Origin of the sequence: Pseudonocardia oceani (assembly GCF_019263585.2) — a bacterium.
In the GTDB taxonomy this organism is placed as follows: Bacteria; Actinomycetota; Actinomycetes; order Mycobacteriales; family Pseudonocardiaceae; genus Pseudonocardia; species Pseudonocardia oceani.
This window is the reverse complement of sequence record NZ_JADQDF010000001.1, coordinates 2,909,364-2,923,238: the sequence shown is the minus strand read 5'-3', so window position 1 is coordinate 2,923,238 and position 13,875 is coordinate 2,909,364. Positions and strand designations below refer to the sequence as shown.

General features: G+C 77.0%; 16 protein-coding genes. 11 read left to right on the top strand and 5 right to left on the bottom strand.

Going from position 1 to position 13,875, the window contains the following annotated elements; genetic code table 11:
• Position 1: 1 nt before the first annotated feature.
• From I4I82_RS14630 to I4I82_RS14620, 3 genes are read left to right on the top strand one after another with little or no spacing between them, the layout of a single operon-like run.
• Positions 2-352: a hypothetical protein gene (locus I4I82_RS14630; RefSeq protein WP_218589954.1), complete on the top strand. Its 351-nt coding sequence runs from the start codon at positions 2-4 to the stop codon at positions 350-352.
• Positions 340-1,002: an SDR family oxidoreductase gene (locus I4I82_RS14625; protein WP_218589953.1), complete on the top strand. Its 663-nt coding sequence runs from the start codon at positions 340-342 to the stop codon at positions 1,000-1,002. Before I4I82_RS14630 ends, I4I82_RS14625 begins: the two co-directional genes overlap by 13 nt.
• Positions 999-2,417 carry a dihydrolipoyl dehydrogenase family protein gene (locus I4I82_RS14620; RefSeq protein WP_218589952.1) on the top strand — a complete coding sequence of 473 codons (1,419 nt, stop codon included), beginning with the start codon at positions 999-1,001 and terminating at the stop codon, positions 2,415-2,417. The genes I4I82_RS14625 and I4I82_RS14620 overlap by 4 nt, the downstream gene beginning before the upstream one ends.
• Here the strand turns inward: I4I82_RS14620 and I4I82_RS14615 are convergent.
• From I4I82_RS14615 to I4I82_RS14595, 5 genes are read right to left on the bottom strand one after another with little or no spacing between them, the layout of a single operon-like run.
• A complete protein-coding gene (locus I4I82_RS14615) occupies positions 2,414-3,379 on the bottom strand; it encodes a CopD family protein (protein WP_218595796.1) in 966 nt (321 codons plus the stop codon). The genes I4I82_RS14620 and I4I82_RS14615 overlap by 4 nt on opposite strands.
• Positions 3,380-3,397: 18 nt before the next feature.
• Positions 3,398-3,955 carry a copper resistance CopC family protein gene (locus I4I82_RS14610; protein ID WP_218591962.1) on the bottom strand — a complete coding sequence of 186 codons (558 nt, stop codon included), beginning with the start codon at positions 3,953-3,955 and terminating at the stop codon, positions 3,398-3,400.
• The gene (locus I4I82_RS14605) at positions 3,952-4,644 is read right to left on the bottom strand and encodes a YcnI family copper-binding membrane protein (protein ID WP_218591963.1); all 693 of its coding nucleotides are present in this window, start codon (positions 4,642-4,644) and stop codon (positions 3,952-3,954) included. Before I4I82_RS14605 ends, I4I82_RS14610 begins: the two co-directional genes overlap by 4 nt.
• Before the next feature lie 32 nt (positions 4,645-4,676).
• Positions 4,677-5,198, bottom strand: coding sequence for a hypothetical protein (locus tag I4I82_RS14600; RefSeq protein ID WP_218591964.1), 522 nt, complete (start codon positions 5,196-5,198; stop codon positions 4,677-4,679).
• 21 nt (positions 5,199-5,219) lie between these two features.
• Complete coding sequence (locus tag I4I82_RS14595; protein ID WP_218591965.1) at positions 5,220-5,735, bottom strand: DUF6474 family protein; 516 nt, start codon at positions 5,733-5,735, stop codon at positions 5,220-5,222.
• Between the two features lie 34 nt (positions 5,736-5,769).
• Between I4I82_RS14595 and I4I82_RS14590 the strand changes: the two genes are divergently transcribed.
• The 8 genes from I4I82_RS14590 to I4I82_RS14555 all read left to right on the top strand — a co-directional run bounded on the left by I4I82_RS14590 (position 5,770) and on the right by I4I82_RS14555 (position 13,874).
• Positions 5,770-7,509: a TM0106 family RecB-like putative nuclease gene (locus I4I82_RS14590; protein ID WP_218591966.1), complete on the top strand. Its 1,740-nt coding sequence runs from the start codon at positions 5,770-5,772 to the stop codon at positions 7,507-7,509.
• A gap of 51 nt (positions 7,510-7,560) precedes the next feature.
• Positions 7,561-9,339 carry a gamma-glutamyltransferase family protein gene (locus I4I82_RS14585; protein WP_372451470.1) on the top strand — a complete coding sequence of 593 codons (1,779 nt, stop codon included), beginning with the start codon at positions 7,561-7,563 and terminating at the stop codon, positions 9,337-9,339.
• A 75-nt stretch (positions 9,340-9,414) separates the two neighbouring features.
• On the top strand, positions 9,415-10,047 hold the full coding sequence (locus tag I4I82_RS14580) for a TetR/AcrR family transcriptional regulator (protein ID WP_218591967.1): 633 nt from the start codon (positions 9,415-9,417) through the stop codon (positions 10,045-10,047).
• Positions 10,044-10,664: a methylated-DNA--[protein]-cysteine S-methyltransferase gene (locus I4I82_RS14575; RefSeq protein WP_218591968.1), complete on the top strand. Its 621-nt coding sequence runs from the start codon at positions 10,044-10,046 to the stop codon at positions 10,662-10,664. The genes I4I82_RS14580 and I4I82_RS14575 overlap by 4 nt, the downstream gene beginning before the upstream one ends.
• A 10-nt stretch (positions 10,665-10,674) precedes the next feature.
• Entirely contained in the window at positions 10,675-11,910 is a 1,236-nt protein-coding gene (locus I4I82_RS14570; protein ID WP_218591969.1) for a cytochrome P450, read from the top strand.
• Positions 11,911-11,998: 88 nt separating this feature from the next.
• Positions 11,999-12,505: a cupin domain-containing protein gene (locus I4I82_RS14565; RefSeq protein WP_218591970.1), complete on the top strand. Its 507-nt coding sequence runs from the start codon at positions 11,999-12,001 to the stop codon at positions 12,503-12,505.
• A gap of 46 nt (positions 12,506-12,551) precedes the next feature.
• Positions 12,552-12,992: a hypothetical protein gene (locus I4I82_RS14560; protein ID WP_218591971.1), complete on the top strand. Its 441-nt coding sequence runs from the start codon at positions 12,552-12,554 to the stop codon at positions 12,990-12,992.
• 6 nt (positions 12,993-12,998) lie between these two features.
• Positions 12,999-13,874, top strand: a complete 876-nt coding sequence (locus I4I82_RS14555) for an Fpg/Nei family DNA glycosylase (protein WP_218591972.1) — start codon at positions 12,999-13,001, stop codon at positions 13,872-13,874.
• Position 13,875: the final 1 nt, after the last annotated feature.

Here is a 13,875-nt window from a genome sequence, read left to right as displayed (position 1 = left end):
GTTGTTCGATAAGGGCCGGTCCTGGCACCTGTCGGCCGCGGTCTACCGCGCACTGGAGGCGCCGTCGGGGTACGTCCGGGTGCGGAGCTTCGAGCCGCTGCAGCAGGAGCAGATGGTCCTGTCCCACGTCGCGGCGCACGGCCGGATCTCCCGTGGACGGGCGGCCGGGCTGTGCTCCCTCGCGCCCACCCAGGCCGGCCGCCTGCTCGGCAGGTTGGTCGGCAGCGGCGAGCTGGTCCGGCGGGGGGAGCGTCGAGGCAACTGCTACGAGGCACCGGGAGAGCGATCTCCCGGCTCCCGGCCCGGCACGACCGCCGCGCCGGGTCTAGCGTCGCCGTCGTGCATGTGGTGATCGCAGGAGGACACGGCAAGATCGGGTTGCGGCTCGCCGCACTGCTGGCCGGGCGGGGCGACACCGTCACCGGACTGGTGCGCAACCCCGACCACCGGGCGGAGCTGGAGACGGCGGGCGCCGGGTGCGTCGTGCTCGACCTGGAGACGGCCACGGTCGACGAGCTCGCGCCGCACCTGGCCGGGGCCGACGCAGTGGTGTTCGCTGCCGGGGCCGGCCCGGGGAGCGGGGTGGCGCGCAAGGACACCGTCGACCGCGCCGCCGCCGTCCTGCTCTCCGACGCGGCCGTGCGGGCCGGGGTGGTGCGTTACCTGCTGGTGTCCTCCACCGGCGTCGACACGGAGCCCGCGCCGGGCACCGACGAGACCTGGGCCGCGTACCTGCGGGCGAAGAAGGCCGCCGAGGAGGCGGTCCAGGCGTCCGACCTGGCGTGGACGATCCTGCGCCCGGGCGCGCTCACCGACGACCCGGGCACCGGCAAGGTCCTGCTGGCCTCGCCGCCGGTCGACCGCGGCGACATCACCCGCGACGACACCGCCGCCGTGCTGGCCGCCCTGCTCGACGCCCCCGGCACCGCGGGACGCGTGCTGGAGCTGCGCGAGGGCGACGTCGACCTGCTCGAGGCCGTCGTGTCGGTGACGGCGCCGTGAGCGCCGCGACGGGGACGCCCTCCTCCGGGACCTCCTTCGACGTCGTCGTCATCGGCGCCGGCGCGGTCGGCGAGAACGCGGCGGGCTACGCCGCGCAGGCCGGGCTGTCGGTCGCGATGGTGGAGGCCGAGCTCGTGGGCGGCGAGTGCTCGTACTGGGCGTGCATGCCGTCGAAGGCGCTGCTGCGCACCGGACACGCCGTCGCCGCGGTGCGCCGCCTGCCCGGCACCACCGCCGAGTTCGACCCGCAGGCCGTCCTCGACCGCCGCGACACCTTCACCCACGACTGGGACGACGCGAGCCAGGTCGAGTGGGCCGAGGGCGCCGGGATCACGCTGCTGCGCGGTCACGCGCGGATCACCGGGGAGAAGGAGGTCACCGTCGAGGGCGGTGACGTCCTGACCGCCCGGTACGCCGTCGTCGTCTGCACCGGGAGCACGCCGGTGACGCCCCCGGTCGACGGCATCGACACCGTCCGCACCTGGACCTCCCGCGACGCCACCTCCGCGAAGGCGGTGCCGGCACGGCTGGGCGTGCTCGGCGGCGGGGTCGTCGGGTGCGAGCTCGCGCAGGCCTACCAGCGGCTCGGGTCGCAGGTGGTGCTGGTGCAGCACGGGTCGTCGCTGCTGGCGTCGATGGAGCCGTTCGCGGGGGAGCGCGTCGCCGCCGCCCTGCGCGAGGAGGGTGTCGACCTGCGGCTCGACGCGTCGCTCGACTCCGTCGCCCCCGCGGCAGACGGCGTCGCGATGTCGGTCGGCGGCGAGGAGATCACCGTCGACGCGCTGCTGGTCGCCACCGGGCGCCGCCCGCACACCGCCGACGTCGGCCTCGACGCGGTCGGGCTGGAGCCCGGGTCGACGCTGGAGGTCGACGACGCCGGGCGGGTGCAGGGCGTCGACGGGGGCTGGCTGTTCGCCGCGGGCGACGTCACCGGCCGCGCGCCGCTCACGCACCAGGGCAAGTACGCGGCGCGGATCGTCGGCACCGTCATCGGGGCGGTCGCCGCGGGGAAGCCGGTCGACCCGGCGCCGTGGAGCGAGCACGCGGCCACCGCCGACCACGTGGCCGTGCCGCAGGTGGTGTTCACCGACCCCGAGGTCGCCTCCGTCGGGCGCACCGAGGCGCAGGCCCGCGAGGCGGGGCTGGACGTCCGGGTCGTCGACATCCCGATCGCCGTCGGCGGCTCGTCGCTGCAGGCCGACGGGTACGACGGCGCCGCGCGGATGATCGTCGACGAGGCGCGGGGCGTGCTCGTCGGCGTCACGTTCGTGGGGCAGGACGTCGCGGAGATGATCCACGCGGCGACCATCGCCGTGGTGGGGGAGGTGCCGCTGCACCGGCTCTGGCACGCCGTGCCGGCCTACCCGACGATCAGCGAGGTGTGGCTGCGGCTGCTGGAGGCCTACCGGAGCTAGGTGCCGGTCTGGGTGAGCGCCGCGGCGAGCCCGAGCACCACGGCCATCAGCGCCACCTCGACGCCCGCCCAGCGCAGCACCGGGGTGCGCCCGGCCGCGAGCCGGCGCCGGGCGAGCCCGCCCAGCGCGGCGAGCGCCACCAGCGCCACCGACTTGGCCACCACGAGCAGTCCGTACGCGGTGGTGAGCAGCGCGCCCCAGTCCTGCAGCCGGACCTGCGCGCCGAGCACGCCGGTGAGGGCGACGACCACCACGCACGCGCCCGCGAGCGTGGAGAACCGTCCCACGGTGGCCGCGAGCAGGGCGCGGTGCCGGGCGACGAGCACGAGCAGCCCGCCCAGCCCGCCCACCCACAGCGCGGCCGCCCCGGCGTGCAGGGCGGCGGTGACCACCGCGAGCTGGTGGTCCGGCGCCGAACCGGCATGGCCGGTGACCGTCGGCGTCAGCACCCCGAGCAGGGCCGCGACCAGCGGGATCCGCACGGCGACCCGGTCCGGGTCGTGCAGCCGCACGGCCGCGCAGACGAGCACGACCAGCGCGCACCCGGCCGTCAGCACCAGCCCGCGGCCCGCGGCGAGCCGTGTCGACCAGGCCAGCACTTCGCCCGCGCCCAGCTGCCCGAGCCCGCGGCCGAACGCGTCGGCCGCGCGGAGCGCGACGCCGACCAGCACGAGCGCGACCCACGCCCCGCCGAGCACGAGCAGGGCCCGGTCGACGGTCCGGTCGACGCGTGCGATGTCGTGCCGGGTGGGCCCGGTCGGCCCGGGCAGCAGCACGGCCACCAGGGCCAACCCGACGCAGGCGACGCCCACGACGTCGGCGCCGACCCGCGCCGCGACGACGCCGAGCCCCAGGGCCCCCGCCCCGGCCACCGCCGTGGCGACCAGTGCCGCCCCGACCGCCAGCGTGCCCCACGCGGCGGGCCGGAGCCGGGCGCGGGCGTCGGAGATCGGGGCGGTCACGGGGTCAGGCCGGGCGCGTCACGAGCGCCCGAGCCGCAGCGCGGCCCCGACGCCCCCGCCGACCAGGACGACCGCGCCGACGATCCACGGCCAGACCGGCATCCCGCCGTCCTCGGCGGGCGCTGCGGGTGCCGCCGCCGGTTCGGGCGCCGCCGCGGCCTGCGACGACGTCGACGGGGCCGCGGGGGCGGCGGCCGCCGGGCCGTCGGTGGTGAGGGTGAAGGCGACGCTGCCCGTGACCGGGTGGCCGTCCTCGGAGATCACGCGGTAGCCGATCTCGTAGCGGCCGGCGGCGCCGAGCGGGCCGACGCCGATCGCGACCGTGCCGCCGTCCGCGGTGACCTCGCCGGTCTGGTACTGGGTGCCGTCGGGCCCGACGACGGTGACCGTCGAGAAGCCGGGCTGCATGGTCTCGTTGAACTCCAGCGCGACGCGGGCGGGCCCGGCGTCGAGGCTGGTGCCCTCGGCGGGGTCGCTGCCGAGCAGGCGGGTGTGGGCCGAGGCCACGCCCGTGCCGAGCAGCAGGGCGAACCCGCACAGCAGGGTGAGCGCGGCCGTGCGCAGGACGCGGTTCATCGGGTGCTCTCCTCCTTGGTGCGCCGCCGGTTCTGCAGGACGGCGCCGCCGCCCAGGCCCAGCCCGAGCGCGCCGACGAGCAGGCCGGCGCCGCCGATCCAGCGGGCGGTGTCGTCCTCGCCCGCCGGGTCCGCGGTGGTGTCGGTGGCGGTGGTGTCGGTGGCGGTGGCGTCCTCCGCGGGCAGCAGTTCGACCGTGGGCGCGGGGCGCTCGGGCTCCGAGCCGTCGGCGGTGGGCGGCTGGTCCCACGCGACGACCTCGCCGTCGTCGTAGGTCTGCACCGCCGGCAGGACGAGCAGGTCGGTGTCGGTGGGCAGCGGGCCCACCGACAGCGGGAACTCGGCGAACTCGCCGGGACCGACGCGGACGCCGGGGTCGGCGGTCCAGGTGACGGCGGTGACGGTCTCGCCGCTGCGCTCGAGCGCGGCCGTCCAGCCGGGCATCGGGCTGGTGCGGACCGACCGCAGGGGGTGCTCCGCGGGCAGCGACACGCGCAGCGCGACGGTGCCGGCGGTCTCGGACTCGGTGGGGACGCGCAGGGTGACGACGCCGTAGCCGCCCTGGCGGAGGTCGCCCGCCTGCGCGGTGACGTGCGCGAACGCGGGAGCGGCGGTGACGAGGACGGCGGCGGTCGCCGCGGTGAGGACGGTGGCGGCGCGCAGGGCGAGCCGACGGGGACGTGCGGACATGGTCTCTCCGGATGAGGGGTGTGCGGACGGGGTCAGCACCCCGCCGGCGGACCCCTCCGGACCTGCGTCGCGGCGAGCGCACCGGCCAGCGCCAGGCCGGCGGCGGGCGCGGCCGGGACCGGCGCGGGCAGCGGGCGGCGCGCGGGCGGCGGGACCGTCCGGCGCGGGAGGACCCGGGCGAGCGCGGCGTGCACGGCCGCGACCGCGGTGTCGGCGTGGCGCACCGCGGCGGCGACGACCAGCGTGGCCGCGCCGTGCATCGCCCACATCCCGGCCGGCCCGAGGAGCGCGGGCCCCGCGGTGTGCGCGGGGTGCAGCAGCTCCAGCAGGTGGTGCAGCGCGAGCTGGCCCGCGGCGAGCGTGCCGAGCAGCCCGACGAGCCCGGTGGCCCGCCCGGCGACCGTGACGAGGACCCCGCACAGCAGCGGGAGCAGGACGACGAGCAGCGCGAGGTCGGGCAGGGCGCCGCCGGCCGCGCCGTGCCCCGCGGCCGTGAGCAGGGCGCTGAGCAGCGCCAGCGCGACTCCGCGCACGCCCGCTCCGACCCCGTCCACACCCCCGACGGTAGTCGCGGGTCAGGTGGTGACGACTCCCAGGTGGGTCAGCAGGTCGATCTCGATGCGGTCGAGCTCGTGGCCGATCGCGCGGTAGGCCGTGCGGCGGCGCGGGGTGGGCATCTGCTCCGCCGCCCGGACGGCGACGGCCAGGTCGGTGAGCCGCGGACGGGTCGCGGTGACGAACGCCCGGGCGTCGTCGGTGGCGCGGGTGTCCGAGCCCTCCAGCTCGGTGAGCGCCTCGGCGATCCGCGAGAGCCGGGCGTGCAGCGCACCCCCCGGGCCCGAGTAGGCGCCGAGCTGGTCGGCCGCGACGCCGAGCCGCGCGGCCCGGCGGGCGTCCCACGCCCCGCGCGCCGCGCCCGCCACGGCCAGCGCGTACGGCGTCAGCAGCGGGACCACCGCGGTGCCCACGCCGATCATCCGCTTCGCCTGCTTGCCGGTCAGCGGCTTCTTCACCGCCTTGCCGACGTCCTTCGCCGCGTCGGCCACGGACGTCGTCGCGTCGGTACGCCGGGATCGTCGCCCCAGAGCCATGCTCGTCCTCCTCGACCGGTGTGGGGCGCAGCCTATGACGATCAGCGACGGGCGGCAGTCGCGGAGGTTGTCGGAGGTCCTCATTACCCTCGGGGGTGTGACGGCGACAGCGGCGAACCCCTCCCCTCCTGCCGTCCTGCTCGACGCCGGGGCGCTCACCCGCTGCCGTCGCCGGATCCACCTCGACCACGACCCGTCGGCGGCCGGCGTCCCGCAGGCGCTGCCCGACCCGTCGCTGGAGCAGCGCCGGGCCGACGCGGCGGCCCACCGCGACGAGCTGGCCGCGCGGCTGGGCGCCGTCCTCGACGGCTGGGCGCGGGTGCCCGCGGGCAGCACCGCGGAGCGGGTCGCGGCCACGGCCGCGGCGATCGAGCGGCGGGCGCCGTACGTGTGGGGGGCGGTGCTGCCCTCCGACGGCGCCGGGCGCGGCGGGGCGGAGCTGCTCGTGCGCCTGCCCGGCGGCGGGTACGTGCCGCTGGTCGTCGTGCGCCACCGGGTCACCGACCCGGGCACCGGCGCCGTCACGTCGCCGCTGCTGGCGCCGCACCCCGACCGCGCGCTGCCCGACCCCACCCGCAAGGTCCGCTCGCAGCCGCGCGACCTGCTGCGCCTGGCCCACCTGCACCGCCTGCTGCGCGCCGCCGGCTGGGCCCCGCCCGAGGGGGCCCGCCACGCCGACCTCGCCGGGGTGATCGGGCTCGACGCCGACGCGGTGGTCTGGCACGACCTGCGCTCCGGGCACTGGCCGGGCGGGCGCTCCACCCTCGCCGAGTACGAGGCCCGCTTCGCCGACCGCACCGCCGTCGCGCTCGCCGCGGCCACCGGCGCGCCCGCGCTCGCCGCGCCCTCGCGCGTCAACGAGTGCCGCCACTGCCCGTGGTGGCCCACGTGCGAGTCCGAGCTCCGCCGCACCGACGACGTCAGCCTCGTCGTCCGCGGGGAGACGGCGGTGGCGCTGCGCGAGGTCGGGGTGCAGACCGTCGAGCAGCTCGCGGGGCTCGACCCCGCGGCCGAGCCGCCCATCCCGTTCCCCGCGCAGCCCTACCCCGACGTCGTCGCGCTCGCGCGGGCGTGGCGCAAGGACCTGTCGGTCGTGCGGCGGGTGCCGCGGGTGCCGGTGCTGCGCGCCGACATCGAGGTCGACGTCGACATGGAGAGCTTCGGGGAGTCCGGCGCCTACCTGTGGGGCGCGCTGCTCACCCACCCCGGCGGCGCCCGCCCGGGCGACGAGCCCGACGGCTACCGCGCCTTCGCCACCTGGGACCCGGTGCCCACCCTCGACGAGGCCCGCTCCTTCGCCGCGTTCTGGGGTTGGCTGTCCGCCGTGCGCGCCCGGGCCGCCGCGTCGGGCCGCACGTTCGCCGCCTACTGCTACAACGAGCAGGCCGAGAACCGCTGGCTGCTGGGCTCCGCGCAGCGCTTCGCCGGGATGCCGGGCATCCCACCGATCGCGGAGGTCGAGGCCTTCATCGCCGACCCGTGCTGGGTCGACCTGTTCGCCGTGGTCAACGAGTGGTTCCTGTGCGCGCACGGCAAGGGCCTCAAGCGCATCGCCCCCGCCGCGGGGTTCGGCTGGCACGACGCCGAGGCCAGCGGTGAGAACTCGATGCGCTGGTACCGCGACGCGGTGGGCATGGACGGCGCCCCGCCCGACACCGTCCAGCGCGACCGGCTGCTGGAGTACAACGCCGACGACGTCGCCGCCACCCACGCCGTCCGGGTGTGGATGACGTCGCCCGCGATCGACGAGGTGCCGCTGGCCGCCGACCTGTAGGGGGCCGCTCCCGGGGCTGCGCGCCGCCGCGCCGCCCGCCAGGATCGGCGGGTGGCACCGACGAAGCACGAGCAGCGGGGGCCGGCCGGGGCCGCCTCCAGCACCCACTACCTCGGCACGTCCACGGCGATGGCCGTGCTCGCGCGCGGCGGCAACGCGTTCGACGCGGTCGTGGCGGCCGGGTTCGTGCTGCAGGTGGTGGAGCCGCACCTGTGCGGGCCCGGGGGCGAGGTGCCGGCGGTGTTCGTCACGCCCGCCGATCCCGTGCCGCGGGTGCTGTGCGGGCAGGGCGTCGCGCCGGCGGCGGCCACGGTGCAGCGGCTGCGCGACGGCTACGGCCTGCCGATCGTGCCGGGCACCGGGCTGCTCGCGGCCACCGTGCCCGGTGCGTGGGACGGTTGGCTGACGCTACTGCGCGACCACGGCACCTGGAGCCTCGCGCAGGTCCTCGAACCGGCGATCGGGTACGCGGCGGGCGGGTTCCCGCTGGTCCCGCGCATCCCCCCGACGATCGCGACGGTCGCCGCCCACTTCCGCGGGCACTGGACGTCGTCGGCGTCGACGTGGCTGCCCGACGGCGACGTCCCCACGACCACGCACCGCCTCCCGGTCCTGGCCGCGACCTGGCGCCGGCTGCTCGACGCCGCGGTCGGCCGGAGCCGCGAGGCGCGGATCGACGCCGCCCGCGACGCCTGGTACCGCGGCTTCGTCGCCGAGGAGATCGCGGCGTTCTGCACGGTGCCGGTGCGCGACGAGTCCGGGCGCGACCACCCCGGCCTGCTCGTCGCCGACGACCTGGCGCGCTGGTCGGCGACCTACGAGGACGCGCTCGCCGTCGACGTCGGCGGGGGCTGGACGGTCGCCAAGCCCGGCGGGTGGTCGCAGGGGCCGGTGCTCCCGCAGATGCTGCAGCTCCTGCGCGGCGACGCCGACTACGCCGACGGCGTCGCCACCGCCGCCACGGTGCACCGCGCCGCGGAGGCCGCGAAGCTCGCCTTCGCCGACCGCGAGGCCTGGTACGGCGACAGCGCCCCGGTGCCGCTCGACGCGCTGGTGTCGCAGGCCTACGCCGACCGGCGCCGCGCGCTGATCGGCGAGAACGCGTCCCGCGAGCTCCGGCCGGGGAGCCCGGACGGCCGCGAGCCGCGCCTGGCCGACTACGCCGCCCGGCCGGGGCAGAAGAGGGGCGACGGCGTCAGCGGTCCGGGGCTGGGGGAGCCGACCGTCAGCCGCACCGGGGCGGTGCGCGGCGACACGGTGCACGTCGACGTCGTCGACGCCGCGGGCAACATGGTCTCCGCGACGCCGTCGGGCGGGTGGCTGCAGTCCTCGCCGACCATCCCCGCGCTCGGCTTCTGCCTCGGCACGCGCGCCCAGATGTTCTGGCTCGAGGACGGCGTGGCGTCGTCGCTGGTGCCGGGGCGGCGCCCGCGCACCACGCTCTCGCCCTCGCTCGGCCTGCACGACGGAGAGCCGCGGATCGCCTTCGGCACGCCCGGTGGCGACCAGCAGGACCAATGGCAGCTGTGCTTCTGGCTCGCCCACACCGTCGGCGGGTTGGACCTGCAGGCCGCGATCGACGCCCCGGCCTGGCACTCCACCGCCTTCCCCAGCTCCTTCGCGCCGCGCGGGTGGGCACCCGCCGGCCTGGTGGCGGAGTCGCGCCTGGGCGCGGCGACGTTCGCGGAGCTGCGCCGGCGCGGGCACGGGGTCGTCGACGCGGGGGAGTGGGCGCTCGGCCGGATGTGCGCGGTCGGACGGGGTGGGGGCCCGCTGCTGCGCGCCGCCGCGGACACGCGCAGCGGTGTCGGATCGGCCGCCGCACTGTAGAGAGGTCCCAGAACGTCGTGCTGTAGCGTTGTTGTGGAAAGCAATTCCAGAACAGCACTACACGACGGGGGTCCGATGGCCATCGGCACGCGCAGCGCCCGGGCGGAGGCCACGCGCGGACGGATCGTCGCCGCGGCCGGGCCGCTGTTCGTCGAGCTCGGCTACCTGGCCACGACCACCTCGGCCCTGGCGAAGGCGGCGGGGGTGGCGGTGCAGACGCTCTACCTCTCCTTCGGCAGCAAGGCCGCGGTACTGGAGGCCGTCCTCGCCGCCGAGGCCGAGGATCACCGTTCCGGGTGGCGGCCGGGCTCGGCGGCGGACGGCCCGGGGGAGCTGCGCGCCTATGTCGAGGCCACCGCGGCGGAGGTGGCGCGGCGCCACCCGCTCGACGCCGTCCTGCACGCCGCCGCCGCCGATCCCGAGCCCGCGGAGCTGCTCGACCGGTCCCGCCGCGCCGCGTTGGCCGCGCACGCCCGCGTCGTCGACGAGCTCGCCGACCGGCCCGGGTTCACCACCCACGTGTCGCTGCAGCGCGCCACCGAGATGCTCGACGCCCTGCTCGCGCCCGAGGTCTACGGGCGACTGGTCGTCGGGCACGGGTGGACCGTCCCGGACTGGTCGGACTGGGCGGCCCGGCACCTGGTGGCCGACCTGTTCCCGGCCGGCGCTCCCGGACCGTCGGGGTCACCGGGCACACTCGGGGCATGAGCGACGACCGCGGCACGGGGGACGACGCGGGCCCCGGGACGGACGCGGGGCCCTGCACAGACGATGGGCCCCGGACCCTGGCCGTGGCCGTCGTGCCGGCCCCCGCGCCGATCGGGGCGCTCACGGTCGGTGTCACCGCCGCCGGGTTGGCGCTGGTCGCGTTCGGCGACGTCCCGGAGGTCGCGGCCCGGGCGGCCGCCCGCCTGGGAGCCGTGGTCGTCGCGGGGTCGCCGCTCCTCGAGCAGGCCACCACCGAGCTCGCCGAGTACCTGGACGGGCGCCGCCGCGTGTTCACCGTGCCGCTCGACCGCTCGCTCACCTCGGGCTCGCAGCGCCGCGTGCTCGACGCGCTGTTCGCCACCGTCCCGTTCGGCGCCACCGTCACCTACGGCGAGCTCGCCGCCCGGGCCGGCCTGGCCGGGGGCGACCCGGCGCGCGGGCACACCGCGGCCCGCGGCGTCGGCGCGATCATGGGCTCCAACCCGATCCCGGTCGTCGTGCCCTGCCACCGCGTGCTGGGCTCCGACGGGCTCGGCGGCTTCGGTGGCGGCCGCGCCACCAAGGAGTGGCTGCTCGCGCTGGAGGGCGTGCTCACGCCCGCGCTGGACTTCGGCTGAGGGGGCGGGCATGAGCGCGATCGACGTCTTCGACCCCCGCGTCTTCGCGCGCGGCGTTCCGCACGACGCGCTGCGCACCCTGCGCGACACCGACCCTGTGAGCTGGCAGGACGAGCACGAGGTCGGCATCTGGCCCGCCGGGCCCGGGTACTGGGCCGTCACCCGCTACGACGACGTCCGCCACGTCCTGCGCAGCCCGCAGGACTTCTCGTCGTCGTTGGGCGCCACGCAGATCCGTGACCCCGACCCGGCCGACCTGCCGTTCATCCGCCGCATGGTCCTCAACATGGACCCTCCCGAGCAGGTGCGCCTGCGCACGCTGGTCACCGGGGCGTTCACGCGGCGGCGCCTGGAGCGCTTCGCCGACGTCATCGCCGAGCGGGCGCGCACGCTGCTGGCGGCGGCGGGCCCGCGGTTCGACCTCACCGACGTCACCGACGACCTGCCGCTGCAGAACCTCGCCGACCTGCTCGGCGTGCCGCACGCCGACCGGCCGCTGCTCAAGCGCTGGACCGACCGCGTCATCGGCTACCAGGACCCCGAGCACGCCGAGGTCGTCACCGACCCCGCCGGGCGCCCGGTCAACCCGCGCTCGCCCGCCCAGCTCGCCGACATGTTCGCCTACGCCGGATCGCTGGCCGACCGCAAGCGCGCCGAGCCCGCCGACGACGTGATGACCGCGCTCGTGCACGCCGAGGTCGACGGCGAGCGGCTCACCGGGGCCGAGCTGCACATGTTCTTCTTCCTGCTGGTGATCGCGGGCAACGACACCGTGCGCAGCGCGCTGCCCGGCGGCGTGCTGACGCTGCTGCAGAACCCGGAGGCGTACGCCCGGCTGCGCGCGGACCCCTCGGGGCTGCCGGCGGCGATCGAGGAGCTGCTGCGGGTGCACCCGCCGGTGCTCACGTTCCGCCGCACCGCCGCCCGCGATGTCGTGCTCGCGGGCCGGGAGATCGCCGCGGGCGACAAGGTCGTCGTCTACCACTGCTCGGCCCACGCCGACGAGCGCCGCTTCCCCGACCCGCTGCGCTTCGACCCGGAGCGCACCCCGAACGACCACCTCGCCTTCGGCCAGGGCCCGCACCTGTGCCTGGGCGCGGCGTTCGCGCGGCTGCAGATGCGCGCGTTCTTCACCGAGTTCCTGGCCCGCCCGCCCGTCGAGCTCGACGGCGAGCCGCGCCGGCTCACGTCGAACTTCATCAACGGGATCACGCACCTGCCGCTGCGGACCGGCACCGCCTCGTAGCCGCGCACCACCACCGGGGAGTACCGGACGAGCGCCGGATGATCCTTCCACTACCGTGGGTGGCCGGACGACCGCGGGAGGTTCACCGGTGCGCAGGACGGCTCGGATGCTGGTGGTGCTCGCCGTCGCGGCGGTCACGCTCGCCGGGTGCGCGCAACCGGGCCAGCTGGGCGACCCGGCCGAGGAGACCGCGGCACCCGCCCCCACGGCGCAGCCGGCCGGCGACGAACCCGCGCCGCGCCTGCCCCAGCTGCTGGGCAGCGGCCTGGTCGAGCAGCCCCTGCAGATCCGCACGCCCGGCCCGGCGGTCTACTCGGTACGCACCGCGAGCATCCCCCCGGGCATCGCGATCGGGTGGGCGCTGCACCCGGGCACCGAGACGACGATCGTCACCGCGGGCAGCGTGACGGTGCAGCTCGAGGACGCGTGCGAGCCCGTCACCTACGAGGCCGGCGACGCGCTGTTCATCCCGGACGCCGTGCCGCACACGCTGCGCAACGACGGCGACACCACCGCCGAGCTCGTCGTCGCCTACCTGCTCGCCCCCGGCGCTCCCGACCAGCTCAGCGCCCCTGCGGCGTGCCCCGCCGCCTGACGAACGCTCCCGCCCCACGGGGCCCCGGTGTGGGACAGTGGACGGCGTGGGAACGAAGACGGTCGCCGGCGTCGACGGGCGCACCTGGCAGGTGCGCCGCAACATCGAGTGGTCCGTGCCCGCCACGGGCGACGACTTCGAGCACGACGTCGACGGCGGCCGCGGCGCCGCGGTCCTGATCCTCTCCGCGCTGTTCCTGTTCTGGGTGATCCTCATCGTCTGGACGCCCGCGCTCGTGCACGTCCCGTGGTTCCTCTGGGTGCTCGCGGCGGCCGTGGTGCTGTTCTTCCCCGTCCGCTGGTGGCTGCGGCGGCCGTGGACGGTCGTCGCGGAGACGGCGGGCAGCTACGACCAGCCCGCCGAGCGCTGGACGGGCCTGGTCCGCGGCGGCGCGAAGGCCCGCGAGGAGCTGCGGATCGTCGTCCGGCGGCTGCGCACGCAGGGCACGCCCGGCCACGCCGACAGTCCGCTGCAGCCGGTGAACTGAGGGCCGATGCCCGAGCTTCCCGAGGTCGAGGCGCTGGCCCACCACCTTCGCGAGCACGCGATCTACCGCCCCGTCGCGCGCGTCGACGTGGCCTCGATGAGCGCGGTCAAGACGTTCGACCCGCCCGTCACGGCGCTGGCCGGGCGGGTCGTCACGGGAGCGGCGCGCTACGGCAAGTTCCTGTCCGTCGAGTTCGCCGACCGGCCCGACGATCCCCTGCACCTCATCACCCACCTGTCCCGCGCCGGCTGGCTGCGCTGGCACGACACCGCCACCACGACCCCGCCCAAGCCCGGGCGCGGTCCGCTGGAGCTGCGGGTGCACCTCGACCACGTCGGCGGCCCCGGGTTCGACCTCACCGAGGCCGGCACGCAGAAGCGCCTCGCCGTCCACCTCGTGCCCGATCCCCGGCAGGTGCCCGGCATCGCGCGGCTGGGCCCGGACGCGATGGCGCTCACGCGCGACGAGTTCGCGGCGCTGCTGTCCGGGCGGGGCGAGCGGATCAAGACGCTGCTGGTGGAGCAGACCGTGCTCGCGGGCGTCGGCAACGCCTACAGCGACGAGATCCTGCACACCGCGCGCCTCTCGCCCTACGCGTCGGCGGGGCGGCTGACCACCGAGCAGGTCGACGCCCTCTACGCCGCGCTGCGCTCGGTGCTCACCGACGCCGTCGACCGCTCGGTCGGCCAGAAGGCGGCCGAGCTCAAGGGCGAGAAGCGCTCCGGCCTACGGGTCCACGCCCGCACGGGGCTCCCGTGCCCCGTCTGCGGCGACGTCGTCCGAGAGGTGTCCTTCGCGACGAAGTCGTTCCAGTACTGTCCGGGATGTCAGACCGGCGGCAAGCCGCTGGCCGACCGTCGACTGTCCCGGCTGGTGAGGTAGA

What these genes read in the sequence shown, in the direction of transcription:
- I4I82_RS14610 (WP_218591962.1), bottom strand. Translation starts at nt 3,955, where the DNA reads ATGAACCGCGTCCTGCGCACGGCCGCGCTCACCCTGCTGTGCGGGTTC.
- I4I82_RS14605 (WP_218591963.1), bottom strand. Translation starts at nt 4,644, where the DNA reads ATGTCCGCACGTCCCCGTCGGCTCGCCCTGCGCGCCGCCACCGTCCTC.
- I4I82_RS14595 (WP_218591965.1), bottom strand. Translation starts at nt 5,735, where the DNA reads ATGGCTCTGGGGCGACGATCCCGGCGTACCGACGCGACGACGTCCGTG.
- I4I82_RS14590 (WP_218591966.1), top strand. Translation starts at nt 5,770, where the DNA reads ATGACGATCAGCGACGGGCGGCAGTCGCGGAGGTTGTCGGAGGTCCTC.
- I4I82_RS14580 (WP_218591967.1), top strand. Translation starts at nt 9,415, where the DNA reads ATGGCCATCGGCACGCGCAGCGCCCGGGCGGAGGCCACGCGCGGACGG.
- I4I82_RS14575 (WP_218591968.1), top strand. Translation starts at nt 10,044, where the DNA reads ATGAGCGACGACCGCGGCACGGGGGACGACGCGGGCCCCGGGACGGAC.
- I4I82_RS14570 (WP_218591969.1), top strand. Translation starts at nt 10,675, where the DNA reads ATGAGCGCGATCGACGTCTTCGACCCCCGCGTCTTCGCGCGCGGCGTT.
- I4I82_RS14555 (WP_218591972.1), top strand. Translation starts at nt 12,999, where the DNA reads ATGCCCGAGCTTCCCGAGGTCGAGGCGCTGGCCCACCACCTTCGCGAG.